8 protein-coding genes are annotated in these 12,775 nt (G+C 75.6%); 1 reads left to right on the forward strand and 7 read right to left on the reverse strand.

Features of this window, described 5'->3' with window-relative positions:
- Positions 1-60: 60 nt before the first annotated feature.
- From ftsY to AB0J24_RS06250, 3 genes are all read right to left on the reverse strand, one after another.
- Positions 61-1,878: a signal recognition particle-docking protein FtsY gene (ftsY, locus tag AB0J24_RS06240; RefSeq protein ID WP_358676232.1), complete on the reverse strand. Its 1,818-nt coding sequence runs from the start codon at positions 1,876-1,878 to the stop codon at positions 61-63.
- 66 nt (positions 1,879-1,944) lie between these two features.
- Entirely contained in the window at positions 1,945-5,547 is a 3,603-nt protein-coding gene (gene smc, locus AB0J24_RS06245) for a chromosome segregation protein SMC (protein WP_358676235.1), read from the reverse strand.
- A 90-nt stretch (positions 5,548-5,637) separates the two neighbouring features.
- Positions 5,638-5,928 (reverse strand): acylphosphatase, encoded by a 291-nt coding sequence (locus tag AB0J24_RS06250; RefSeq protein ID WP_358676238.1) that lies wholly within the window; start codon positions 5,926-5,928, stop codon positions 5,638-5,640.
- Between the two features lie 22 nt (positions 5,929-5,950).
- On the opposite strand from AB0J24_RS06250, the gene AB0J24_RS06255 reads away from it, so the two are divergent.
- Positions 5,951-6,745 (forward strand): CAP domain-containing protein, encoded by a 795-nt coding sequence (locus AB0J24_RS06255; protein ID WP_358676241.1) that lies wholly within the window; start codon positions 5,951-5,953, stop codon positions 6,743-6,745.
- A 10-nt stretch (positions 6,746-6,755) separates the two neighbouring features.
- On the opposite strand, the gene AB0J24_RS06260 is transcribed toward AB0J24_RS06255, so the two are convergent.
- From AB0J24_RS06260 to kdpB, 4 genes are read right to left on the reverse strand one after another with little or no spacing between them, the layout of a single operon-like run.
- Positions 6,756-7,451, reverse strand: a complete 696-nt coding sequence (locus AB0J24_RS06260) for a response regulator (RefSeq protein WP_358676245.1) — start codon at positions 7,449-7,451, stop codon at positions 6,756-6,758.
- Complete coding sequence (locus AB0J24_RS06265; protein ID WP_358676247.1) at positions 7,448-9,979, reverse strand: DUF4118 domain-containing protein; 2,532 nt, start codon at positions 9,977-9,979, stop codon at positions 7,448-7,450. Before AB0J24_RS06265 ends, AB0J24_RS06260 begins: the two co-directional genes overlap by 4 nt.
- Positions 9,976-10,605 carry a potassium-transporting ATPase subunit C gene (locus AB0J24_RS06270; RefSeq protein ID WP_358676464.1) on the reverse strand — a complete coding sequence of 210 codons (630 nt, stop codon included), beginning with the start codon at positions 10,603-10,605 and terminating at the stop codon, positions 9,976-9,978. The genes AB0J24_RS06265 and AB0J24_RS06270 overlap by 4 nt, the downstream gene beginning before the upstream one ends.
- 57 nt (positions 10,606-10,662) lie before the next feature.
- Positions 10,663-12,747, reverse strand: a complete 2,085-nt coding sequence (gene kdpB, locus AB0J24_RS06275) for a potassium-transporting ATPase subunit KdpB (protein ID WP_358676250.1) — start codon at positions 12,745-12,747, stop codon at positions 10,663-10,665.
- Positions 12,748-12,775: the final 28 nt, after the last annotated feature.

Raw genomic sequence — 12,775 nt, forward strand, 5'->3', positions numbered from 1 at the left:
CGTGACCGTGCCGCGGCGTCGGTCCAGCGCCGTCGGTCCAGCGCCGTCAGTTCAGCGCCGTCAGTTCAGCAGGGCGTCCACGAACGCCTTCGGCTCGAACGGCGCGAGATCGTCGGGCCCCTCGCCGAGACCCACGAGCTTCACCGGGACGCCGAGCTCACGCTGGACCCGGAACACGATCCCGCCCTTCGCGGTGCCGTCCAGCTTCGTGAGCGCGATCCCGGTGACGTCGACGACCTCGCCGAACACCCGGGCCTGGGTCAACCCGTTCTGCCCGGTCGTGGCGTCCAGCACGAGCAGCACCTCGTCGACCCGGGCCTGCTTCTCCACCACCCGCTTCACCTTGCCCAGCTCGTCCATCAGACCGGTCTTGGTGTGCAACCGGCCCGCGGTGTCGAGCAGGACGGCGTCCACGGCGTCGTCGGTGCCGCGCTTGACCGCCTCGAAGGCGACCGACGCCGGGTCGGCGCCCTCCGGCCCGCGCACGACATCCGCACCGGAGCGCTCACCCCAGGTGACGAGCTGCTCGGCAGCCGCGGCCCGGAACGTGTCCGCGGCACCGAGGGTGACCCGGCGGCCCCCGGCGACCAGCACCCGGGCGAGCTTGCCGGTGGTGGTGGTCTTCCCGGTGCCGTTCACCCCGACGACGAGCACCACCGCGGGACGGCCGTCGTGCGGCAGCGCGTGCACGGACCGGTTCTGGCCGGTGTCCAGTGCCTCCACCAGCACGTCGTGCAGGGTCTGGCGGACCTGCTCGGCGGTGCGCACGCCGCGGGCGGCGAGCTGCTCGCGCAGCCGCCCGGAGATCTCCTCGGTCATCTCCGGTCCGAGGTCGGCCTGGAGCAGGGTGGCTTCGACGTCCTCCCAGGACTCGTCGTCGAGGTCACCGGCGCCGAGCAGGCCGAGCAGGCTCTGCCCGAGCCCGGACCGGGAGCGCGACAGCCGGCCGCGCAGACGGCCGATCCGGCCCTCGGCGGGGGTGATCTGTTCGGCGGGCGGCGCCGGCGCGACGGGTGCGGCCGGGTCGGCGGCGGGCGCGGGGGTACCGGTGGTCGCCGGGGCCGGGGCCCCGGTGGGAGCCGTGCCGGGGTCGGCGTCCGGCCGGGCGACCGGCTCCGTCGGAGCGGTCCCGGGTGCCGGGAGCTGCTCGGTGACCGCTGCGTCGGCCGACGTGACCGCTCCGGAGGGGGCGGCCCCGGGGCGGGCGAGCTGCCGGGTCTCCGGGTCCTTGCTGGCCTCGGCCGTGTCGATGACCCGGCTCCCGCCGGGAGTATCGACGCCCCGGCTCCCGCCGGGAGTATCGACGCCCCGGCCCCCGCCGGGAGCAGCGACGCCCCGGCCACCGTCCCGCTCCTCGCCGGGCGCACCGGTGTCCCGGTCCCCGGGGCCCACGGGGCCGGGTTCGGTCCGCACGGTCGGGCCGCTCGGCGCCCCACCGGAGGTGACCGGCGGGGCGGTGCTGACCGGGATACCGCCGGGGGGCGTCCGGGCCTCGGTGGCGCCCCCGACGACCGGCGTGCCACCGGGGGGCGTGCGTACCTCGTCGGCGGTGGGTCCCTCGTCGACGCCCGGCCGCGCCTCGGGGCGTGCCGGGGCGGCGGGAGGCTCGGCCGCCGTGTCGCCAGGGCGCTCCGCCGCCGTGCCGTCCGGGCGCTCCGGCGCCGTGGCCGTGCCCGACGCGAAGTCGAACCCGCCGCCGGCCTGATAGCTGCCGCCGGTGCGTGGTGGTCGCCGGTCGGTCCCGAGCTCGGGCTTCGGCTCGTCGTCGGCGCGCAGACTGATCCGCCGTCTCCGGGCGATCAACACCCCGGCGAGGACGGCGAGCAACAGCACGGCGACGACGACCGCGACGACGATCCAGATGGTCTGCGTGGTCACCCGCACAACCCTGCCACGCCCCGGTCCCGGGCCGCGCGCGACACCGGGACGCGTCGCGCCCGGCGGTCAGGAGGCAGGCCGCAACCGCTGCGAGATCACCTGGGTGATGCCGTCGCCGCGCATGGAGACGCCGTACAACGCGTCGGCGATCTCCATCGTCGGCTTCTGGTGGGTGATGACGATCAACTGGCTGGCCGCGCGCAGCTCCTCCATCAGCGAGATCAGCCTGCGGAGGTTGACGTCGTCGAGCGCCGCCTCGATCTCGTCGAGAACGTAGAACGGCGACGGGCGCGCCCGGAAGATCGCGACCAGCAGCGCCATCGCGGTCAGCGACCGCTCACCACCCGAGAGCAGCGACAACCGCTTCACCTTCTTGCCCGGCGGCCGGGCCTCCACCTCGATGCCGGTGGTCAGCATGTCGTCGGGGTCGGTCAGGACGAGACGACCGTCGCCACCGGGGAACAGCGTCGCGAAGACCGTCTCGAACTCGCGGGCAACGTCGTGGTAGGCGGTGGTGAACACCTCGAGGATCCGGTCGTCCACCTCCCGGACCACGGTCAGCAGGTCACGGCGGGTGTTCTTGAGATCCTCGAGCTGGGTGGACAGGAACCGGTAGCGCTCCTCGAGCGCCGCGAACTCCTCCAGCGCCAGCGGATTGACCTTGCCCAGCTGGGCGAGGTCCTTCTCGGCCCGCTTGCGCCTGCGCTCCTGGGTGGCCCGGTCGTAGGGCACCGGCGGCGGCGCCGACACCTGCTCGCCACGCTCGCGGGCCGCCTCGTACTCGGCGATCTCCGCCTCCGACGCCGGGACCGGCACGTCCGGCCCGTACTCGGCGACCAGGTCGTCGATCCCGATGCCGTGCTCGGCGAGGATCCGCTCGGTCAGCTGCTCGAGACGCATCCGGGTCTGCTGACGCACCATCTCCTCCCGGTGCACGGCGTCGGTCAGCTTCTCCAGCAGCGCCGTCAACCGGGTCACCGCGTCCCGCGCCTCCCGGTGCGCGCGGTCCCGGTCGGCGCGCGCCGCCTGGATCTCGTCGCGCTCTGCGGCCGCGGCCGCGAGCGAGACCTCGATCCGCGCGACCGCCACCTCTCCGCCCTCGACGACCAGCCGGGCGATCTCACCGGCCCGTTCCCGCTCCTGCGCGGCCGCCGCGGCCCGCGACCTGGCCTGGCGCTCGGACTGCGCCTGCCGGCGCAGCGACTCCGCGCGCCCGGCGATCGCCCGGGCCCGTTCCTCCGCGGTGCGCAGCGCCAACCGGCACTCGACCTCCTCGGAACGGACCTCCTCGACTCGCTCGGCGGCCTCGTCGCGCAGCTCGGTGTCCGGCTCGTCGTCGACCGGGACGTCCTCGGCGAGGGAGAGCTGGTACTCGGCGGCCTCCAGCTCGATCAACGACTCCGACCGGCGGGCCTCCACGGTGTCGCGGCGCTCGCGCAACCGCTGCGCCTCGGCCCCGGCCGAGGTGACGACCTGCTCCAGCCGCCCGAGCTGGGCGGCCGCTGCGGAACGCCGCTTCTCCGCCTCGGCGGCAGCGGCCCTGGCGCGCTGCAGGTCACCGGCCCTGGCCTGCTCCTCGGCCCGGGCACCCTCGATGGTCGGCCGCAGTGACTCCAGCTCGGCGTCCACGGCGTCGCGCTCCGCGATCGCGTCGTCCACCGCGGCCTGCAGCTGCAGGGCCCCCTCCCCGGCGTCGGCACCACCCCGGGCGGCGTGTGCGGTCAGCAGGTCGCCCTCGGTGGTGACGGCGGTCAACCCGGGACGGGCCGCCAGCGCGGCCGCCGCAGCATCCAGATCGTCGACCACGACGACGTCGTGCAGCAGCGCGGCGAGCGCCGCACCGAGCCCCGGCGGGGCACTGACGAACCCGGCGGCCCATCGACCCGCCGGCGGGTCCCCGTCGGGCACGGCGACCGGGACCGGGGCGTCCTCGGCTCCGCCGGCACCCGCACCGCCGCCGACCAGCAGCGCGGCCCGGCCTGCGTCCCCGGAACGCAACGCCCGCAGCGCAGCGGCCGCCGCGGGCACCGACGCGACGGCCACTCCCTCGCCGACGTCGCCCAGCGCGGCCGTCACCGCGGCCCGCCCGGCCGGATCGACGACGACGAGCTCGGCGACGGCCCCCCACACCCCGTCCGGCGCGGAGTCCAGCAGTGCACCGGCACCGTCCCGGCGGACCAGGCCGACCCCGAGGGCGTCCACCCTGGCCCGCCAGTGCGCCCGGCGCTGCTCGGCGTCACGCTCGGCGCGCACCAGCTCCGCGACCCGCTCGGCGGCCGCCCGGTGCGCGGCCTCGGCCTGCTCGACCCGGGCGGCGAGCGCGTCCTCGTCGTCGCCGGACTCGATACCCAGCGCCTCCCGCGCCGACTCCAGCTCGGCCTGCGCCTGCTCGGTCCGGGCGGACGCCTCGGACAGCGCCTCGGACAACCGTTCGATCTCCTCGGCGGTCGCGGCGGCCCCCGAGCGCAACGCGTCGGCCTTCCCGGCGAGGGTCGCGATGCCGGCCCGGCGGTCGGCGAGCGCCCGCACCGCGGCCATGTGCTCACGCTCGGCGGCGGCCAGGGTGCGCTCGCGCTCCGCCTTCTCCGCGATCACCTCGTCGAGCCGGCGGCGGGCCTGCGCGACCGCGCCGACCAGTTCCTCCTCCTGCTCGGCGATCGCGTCCGCCTCGGCCTCGGTCTCGTCGGGGTCCCGTCCGGGGGTGCGCTCGGCGGCATCGGAGGACATGAGGTGCCGGACCCGTTCCTGCGCGAGCCGGACCGTCCCGCGCAACCGCTCGGCCAGCGCGGACAGCTGGTACCAGGTGTCCTGGGCCGCGGCCAGCCGCGGCGCGTCCTCGGCGAGGGCGGCCGCCAGCTCCTGCTCGCTCTCCCGGGCCGCGGCGAGCTGTTCCTCGACCTCGACGCGCCGGCGCCGGGCCTGCTCCTGGCCCGCCTCCTCGCGGGCGACCTCCTCCTGCAGGGTCACGACGTCGTCGGCGGCGAGCCGGAGCCGGGCGTCACGCAGGTCGGTCTGCACCGACTGCGCACGCCGCGCGATCTCGGCCTGCCTGCCCAGCGGCTTGAGCTGGCGGCGCAGCTCGGCGGTGAGGTCGGTGAGCCGGGTCAGGTTGGCCTGCATCGCGTCGAGCTTCCGCAGCGCCTTCTCCTTGCGCTTGCGGTGCTTGAGGACGCCCGCAGCCTCCTCGATGTAGGCGCGCCGGTCCTCCGGCCGGGACTGCAGCACGCCGTCCAGCTGCCCCTGCCCGACGATCACGTGCATCTCCCGGCCGATGCCCGAGTCGGAGAGCAGCTCCTGCACGTCCAGCAGCCGGGCGCGCGAGCCGTTGATCTCGTACTCGCCCGCCCCGTCGCGGAACATCCGCCGGGTCACCGAGACCTCGGAGTAGTCGATCGGCAGCGCCCCGTCGCTGTTGTCGATGGTCAGCGTCACCTCGGCCCGGCCCAGCGGCGCGCGGCCGGAGGTGCCGGCGAAGATGACGTCCTCCATCTTGCCGCCGCGCAGCGCCTTGGCGCCCTGCTCGCCGAGCACCCAGCTGATCGCGTCCACCACGTTGGACTTGCCCGACCCGTTGGGTCCGACCACACAGGTGATCCCCGGTTCCAGCCGCAGTGTGGTGGCCGAGGCGAAGGACTTGAAGCCCTTCATCGTCAGCGTCTTCAGGTGCACGGGCGTGGTCTCCAGCTGCGGGGGAAGCCGCCAGGCTACCGGGGGCGGGCCGCCGTTCCGGGGCGACCCGCCCGGGCCCGGCCGGCCCGCTCAGGCCTCGGTGAAGCCGTCGAACGCCCCGGTCGGCTCACCCCACTGCTCCGCCACCGCGGTCACCCGGCCCGGGGTGCCGGGGCCGCGGAGCAGCCCGAGCAGCTGCTGACAGGCCGCGGGTCCACCCTCCGCGGTCACCGCGACCCGTCCGTCGGGCAGGTTCCGGGCCTGCCCGGTGAGTCCCAGCTCCAGCGCCCGCGAGCGCGTCCACCAGCGGAAACCTACGCCCTGCACGTCTCCCTGGACCCATGCGGTAAGCCGAACGGCCGAACCTGTGTTGCCACTCACAATGCTGGTACGTTACCCGACCGTGACAAGATCACGTTCACCGCGCGCCGCCAGGACGATGCTCGGCGGGGTCGGTGCGGGCGCCGTGCTGGCCATGGCCGCCCCCGTGACACCGCTGGGTGTCGCGCCACCCGATCCGACCGGTTCGGTCGAGCAGACCGTCCCGCTGCGCCCGGCAGGCGCGGCGTCGGCCGGGCTCCCCATGGCCGGCCCCGTCCCCGCCGATCCGGCGCCGCCACCGGCGCTGGACGCCGCGTGGGCGGCCCGTGACGCCCTCACGGGCGCCCCCGCCGACCCGGGCGCCGCTGCCGATGCGGCGATCGCGGCCGCCGGGGCGCACCGGGCCGCGCGCGACGCCGCTGCGGCGCAGCACACCTCACCCCCTCCCGGCGCGGGCGCCGGGCGCGACGCGGGCCGCGGCGCCGCCCGCCCGGCACCGCCCCCCACCGGGCTCACCGGACAGCTCGCCCTGGTCGTGGAGCTCACCAACGTCGAGCGAGCGGCTGCGGGCTGCAGCGCACTGCAGGTGGACCCGCGGATCAACGCGGCCGCCCAGGGCCACAGCGAGGACATGGCCGCGAACGGCTACTTCGCGCACGACAGCCGCGACGGCCGGAGCTTCGCCGACCGGATGACCGCGGCCGGTCACCCTTCGCCCGGCGCGGAGAACATCGCCGCCGGGCAGCCGGACGCGGCCACCGTGGTCGCGGACTGGATGGCCTCACCGGGGCATCGCCGCAACATCCTCGACTGCTCGCTGTCGACGATCGGCGTCGGGCTGGCGGGCGGGTACTGGACCCAGAACTTCGGGCGCTGACCCCGCCCCGTCAGCCGTCGAACCGGTACCCCATCCCGGCCTCGGTGATCAGGTAGCGCGGGCTGGCCGGCACCGGTTCGAGCTTGCGGCGCAGCTGGGCCAGGTAGACCCGCAGGTAGTGGGTCTCGGTGGTGTACCGCGGGCCCCACACCTCGTGCAGCACCTGCCGCTGGCCGACCAGCTTGCCGCGGTGCCGCACCAGCAGTTCGAGGACCCCCCACTCGGTGGGCGTGAGGTGTACCTCGTCGCCGCCGGTCCGTACCACCGTCTTCGCCGCCAGATCCACCGTGAAGTCGTCGGTCGTGATCACCGCCTCCCCGTCGACCGCCGACGCGGACGCCCGCCGCACCGCGGCCCGCAGCCGGGCCAGCAGCTCCGCCATCCCGAACGGTTTCGTCACGTAGTCGTCGGCCCCGGCGTCGAGTGCGCGGACCTTGTCCGCGGAGTCGGCGCGGGCCGACAGCACCAGGATCGGAATGCTGCTCCAGCCGCGCAGCCCGGCGATCACCTCGGTGCCGTCCAGGTCGGGCAGACCCAGATCGAGGACGACGACGTCGGGATGTCCGTCCGCGGCCGCCCGCAGCGCGGCCGAACCGTCCGCGGCGACGGTCACCGTGTAGCCGTGCGCGGTCAGGTTGATCCGCAGTGCACGCAGGATCTGCGGGTCGTCGTCGACGACCAGCACCCGGGTCCCGCGCCCGGTCACCGGGGCGCCCCGGCCGGGGCCACCGGCAGGGAGACGACGACGGTGAGCCCGCCACCGGGGGTGTCCTCCGCCGTCAGGTCGCCGTCCATCACGGCGGTCAGGCCACGGGCCACCGACAACCCGAGCCCCAGCCCGGCGGCGGCGTCGCGGTCGCCGAGCCGCTGGAACGGGGCGAACAGCTCGTCGTAGCGGCCGTGCGGGACACCCGGCCCGCGGTCGACGACCCGCAGCTCCACCCGGTCGGCGTGCGTGCTGGCCCGCAGCACCACGTCCGAACGGTCGCCCTGCGCGGCACCGTGCCGCACCGCGTTGTCGATCACGTTGGCCACCACCCGTTCCAGCAGTCCGGAGTCGGCGAGGACATCCGGGACCTCATCGCAGAACTCGATCCGCACCCGCTCGGCTCCCTCGACACCGAGCAGTGCGCGGGCCGCCACCTCGCCGTAACCGACCGGGGCCAGCAGCGGTGTCACCGCACCGGCGGCGAGCCGGGAGGAGTCCAGCAGGTTCTCCACCAGGCCGGTCAGCCGGTCCGCGGACTCCTCGACGGTCGCGAGCAGCTCGGCCCGGTCGGCGGGCGACAGCGGCAGCGAGCGGTCCCGCAGGCTCCCGGCGGCCGCCTTGATCGAGGTCAGCGGGCTGCGCAGATCGTGGCCGACGGCCGACAGCAGTGCGCCGCGGGTCTCGTTGACCGCCGCCCGGCGCTCGGCGGCGGCGGCATCGGCCACGGCGCGCTCGCCGCGCAGCGCGAGCAGCGCCTGCCCGCCGACCGTCTCCAGCAACCGCCGGTCCGACGCCGGCAGCGCGCGCCCGGTGCCGACCAGGTGCAGGCCCTCCTCGACGACGACGTCGACGTCGGCCAACCCCGGGTGCCGGCACTCGTCGTGGCCGGACGCGGCGACCGTCGACCAGCTCCGGTCCGGCCCGAGTTCCAGCAACGCCGCGCTGCGCAGGCCGAACGCCTCCCGGACCTGGGTCAGCAGCCGCGGCAGCGGCTCGGAGCCGGTGAGCACGGTCCGCGCGAACGAGGCGAGCAGCGCCGCCTCGGCCCGGGCGCTCGCGGCCTGCTCGGCGCGCCGGGCCGCGCGGTCCACCACCAGCGAGACCAGTACGCCGACCAGCAACATGGTCACGATGGTGACCACGTTGCCGGTGCTCTCCATCGCCAGCGTGTGCAGCGGCGGGTAGTGGAACCAGTTCAGCAGGACCCCGCCGAGCGCGGCGGCCAGCAGCGCCGGACCGAGACCGCCGACCAGCGCGGCGAGCGCGGTCGCGAGCAGGAAGAGCATCGCGTCCGCGGTCACGTCGATCCGCACCCCTCCCCCCAGCAACCCGGCGGCGGTGACCAGGCTCGGTCCGAGCACGGCGAGCACCCAGCCCAGGCCCAGCCGGGACAGCGGCAGCGCACCACGCAGCACCGGCCACCGCAGCGCGCGGCCCGCCGCGTCGTGGGTGACCATGTGCACGTCGATCGGCCCCGACTCCTGGACCGCCCGGGCCGCGATCCCCGGGTCGAACAGCCGGGCCAGCCGGGACCGGCGCGACGTCCCGAGCACCAGCTGCGTCGCGTTCAGTCCGTCGACGAAGTCGAGCAACGCCCGCAGTACCGACTCGGCGCCGCCGTCACCGACGGTGGTGTGGAAGGTGGCCCCGACGTCCGCGGCGAGCGTCCGCAACCGGTCCACCGACGCCGGTGTGGCCGCCGCCAGCCCGTCGCCGCGCAGCACGTGCACCGCGTGCAGGTCGGCCGGGCCGGCCCGTTTCGCGATCCGCGCGGCGCGGCGCAGCACCGTCTCCGACTCCGGGCCCCCGGTGAGCGCGACCACGACCCGCTCCCGGGTCTCCCAGACCTCGGTGACCTTCTCCCGGGCCCGGTGCCTGCGCAGTGCGACGTCCACCTCGTCGGCGACCCAGCGCAGCGCGAGCTCGCGCAGCGCGATCAGGTTCGGCAACCGGAAGTAGTGCGCCAGCGCCGCGTCGACCTGCGCGGCCGGGTAGACGTTGCCGTGCGCCAGGCGCCGGCGCAGCGCCTCCGGGGTGATGTCGACCAGTTCCAGCTGGCCGGCCCGGCGGACCACCGCGTCGGGCACCGTCTCCAGCTGCCGGACCCCGGTGATCGTGTGCACGACGTCGCCCAGCGACTCCAGGTGCTGCACGTTCACCGTGGACAGCACGTCGATGCCGGCGTCGAGCAGGATCTCGACGTCCTGCCAGCGTTTCGGGTGCCGAGAACCGGGTGCGTTGGTGTGTGCCAGCTCGTCGACCAGCACGACCTGCGGCCTGCGGGCGAGCACCGCGTCGAGGTCGAGTTCCTCCAGGACCGTCCCGCCGTGGCCGACGCACCGGCGGGGCAGCACCTCCAGCCCCTCCAGCAGCGCGGCGGTCCGTTCCCGGCCGTGCGTCTCGACGATCCCGACGACGATGTCGGTGCCCCGCTCCAGCCGCCGGTGCGCCTCGGCGAGCATGGCGAACGTCTTGCCCACGCCGGGCGCCGCGCCGAGGTGGATGCGCAGCTCACCCCTGTTCACGGGACCATTCTGGTCACTGGCGCCACCCGCACGGAAACCCCTCCCCCTGCGCCCGGCGGGACGTCCGTGAGTGCCGTCTCCGCCAGCGCGGTGTTCAGCAGGGTGACGTTCACCCGGGGTTCACCGAGTATCCCGAACGTCCGCCCCTCGGTGGCGCCGGCGACCAGCTCCGCCACCAGCTCCGGGGCCAGCCCGGTGACCCGGGCGACCCGAGGCGTCTGCAACGCCGCGTAGGCGGGGCTGATGTGCGGGTCCAGCCCGGACGCCGACGCCGTCACCGCATCGGCCGGGACCGCCGCCGGTTCGACGCCCTCCCGGGCCGCGACCAGCTCCCGGCGCAGCGTCACCGCCGCCAGCAGCTCCTCGTCGAAACCACCGGCGTTGGACCCACCGGACACCGCCGGATCGGCCGGGCCCAGCACGTCCGCCGCGGACGCGGACGGCCGGGTGTGGAACCACGGGTCGGCCGCCGGGTCGGCGGCGACCGGGTCGATGCCGATCAGCGTGGACCCCACCGGCCCGGTGGCGCCGGGCAGCAGTGACCCCTCGGCGGGATCGGCGAGTCCGGGCAACCGGGTGACCGCCCAGATCGCGAGCGGGTAGACGACACCGCAGAGCACCGTCATGACCAGCAGCAGCCGCAGACCGGCCGCGGCCTGTCTGCGCAGCACGGTGAACACCTCTCACACCCCCGGGATCAGGCGGACGACGAGGTCGATCAGGGCGATACCGGCGAACGGCGTGAGCACCCCGCCGACCCCGTAGACGAACAGGTTGCGGCGCAGCAGCGCGGCCGCCGACGACGGCCGGTACCGCACCCCGCGCAGAGCGAGCGGGACCAGAGCCACGATCACCAGCGCGTTGAAGATCACCGCGGAGAGGACCGCGGACTGCGGCGTGGCCAGACCCATCACGTCGAGTCCCCCCAGCTGCGGGTACACCCCGGCGAACATCGCCGGCAGGATCGCGAAGTACTTCGCCAGGTCGTTGGCCACCGAGAAGGTGGTCAACGCGCCCCGGGTGATCAGCAGCTGCTTGCCGACCTCGACGATGTCGACGAGCTTGGCCGGGTCGGAGTCGAGATCGACCATGTTCCCGGCCTCCTTCGCCGCCGCCGTCCCGGTGTTCATCGCGACGCCGACGTCGGCCTGGGCCAGTGCCGGGGCGTCGTTGGTGCCGTCACCGGTCATCGCGACCAGCCGGCCCGCGGCCTGCTCGCGGTGGATCAGCGCGAGCTTGTCCTCCGGGGTGGCCTCGGCGACGTGGTCGTCGACACCGGCCCGGGCGGCGATCACCGCCGCGGTGCGCGGGTTGTCCCCGGTGACCATGACGGTGCGGACACCCATCGCACGCAGTTCGGCGAACCGTGCGGCGATCCCCGGCTTGACGACGTCGGACAGCTCCACGACACCGAGCAGCCGGGCGCCCCCGCGGTCGGCCGCGGCCCCGGTGGGCGCGGTGGCCACGACCAGCGGGGTACCGCCGGCGGCGGAGACCGTCTCCACCAGTTGCCGCACCTGCAGCTGCTCGTCGGCGCCCCGGGCCCACTCCAGCACGGCGCGGGCGGCACCCTTGCGCACCGCGACACCGTCGAGATCGACCCCCGACATCCGGGTCCGCGCGCTGAACGGCACGGTCGTGGCGAGCGCCTCGACGGCGTCCGCGCCGGCGGGCAGGCCGTGGTCGGTCGCGCACAGCTCGACGATGCTGCGGCCCTCCGGGGTCGGGTCGGCCAGGCTCGCCAGCCGGGCCGCGGCGGCCAGCTCGCTGAGGGTGGCCCCACCGGCCGGGTGCAGCCCGGTCGCCCGCCGGTTGCCGTGGGTGACGGTCCCGGTCTTGTCGATCAGCAGGGTGTCGACGTCGCCCGCGGCCTCGACGGCGCGTCCGGACGTGGCCAGCACACCCCGCCGCACCAGCCGGTCCATCCCGGCGATACCGATCGCGGAGAGCAGCGCGCCGATCGTCGTCGGGATCAGGCAGACCAGCAGCGCGGTCAGCACGACGAGCGGGACCCGGGACCCGGCGTGCGCACTCATCGGGGCGACCGCGGCGACCGCGAGGAGCAGCACGATCGTCAGCGCGCTGAGCAGCACGCCGAGCGCGACCTCGTTGGGCGTCCGCGCCCGGGCGGCACCCTCGACGAGCGCGATCATCCGGTCGACGACGGTCTCACCGGGCCGGGTCGTGATCCGCACGACGATCCGGTCCGACAGCACCGTGGTGCCCCCGATGACCGCGCTGCGGTCGCCGCCCGCCTCCCGGATGACCGGGGCCGACTCGCCGGTCACGGCCGACTCGTCGACCGACGCGACGCCGTGCACGACGTCACCGTCGCCGGGCACCGTCTCCCCGGCCGTGACCTCGACCAGGTCGCCCACCCGCAGCTCGGCGGCCGGGACCGGCGTCACCGGGGCGTCCGCAGCGGGATCGCAGCCCGCCGGAAGGCGCCGGGCCACGGTGTCCCGGCGGGCGGCCCGCAGTGACGCCGCCTGCGCCCGGCCGCGGCCCTCGGCGAGGGCTTCGGCCAGGTTGGCGAACAGCACGGTGAACCACAGCCAGAACGCGACGAGCACCGCGAACACGCCCGGCTCGGCGACCGCGAGCCCGGTCACCAGGACCGCGCCCACCCACACCACGAACATCACCGGGTTGCGGGCCTGCACCCGCGGGTCGAGCTTGCGCACCGCGTCCGCGACGGCACCCGGCCAGAGCCGCGCCGCCCCGGCACCGGCCCCCGCGGGCGGCCCGCCCGCGGGGTCGCGGTTCACCGGGGCCGTCGCGGCGGTACGCGGTGAC

This window comes from Pseudonocardia sp. NPDC049635 (assembly GCF_040659795.1).
In the GTDB taxonomy this organism is placed as follows: domain Bacteria; phylum Actinomycetota; class Actinomycetes; order Mycobacteriales; family Pseudonocardiaceae; genus Pseudonocardia.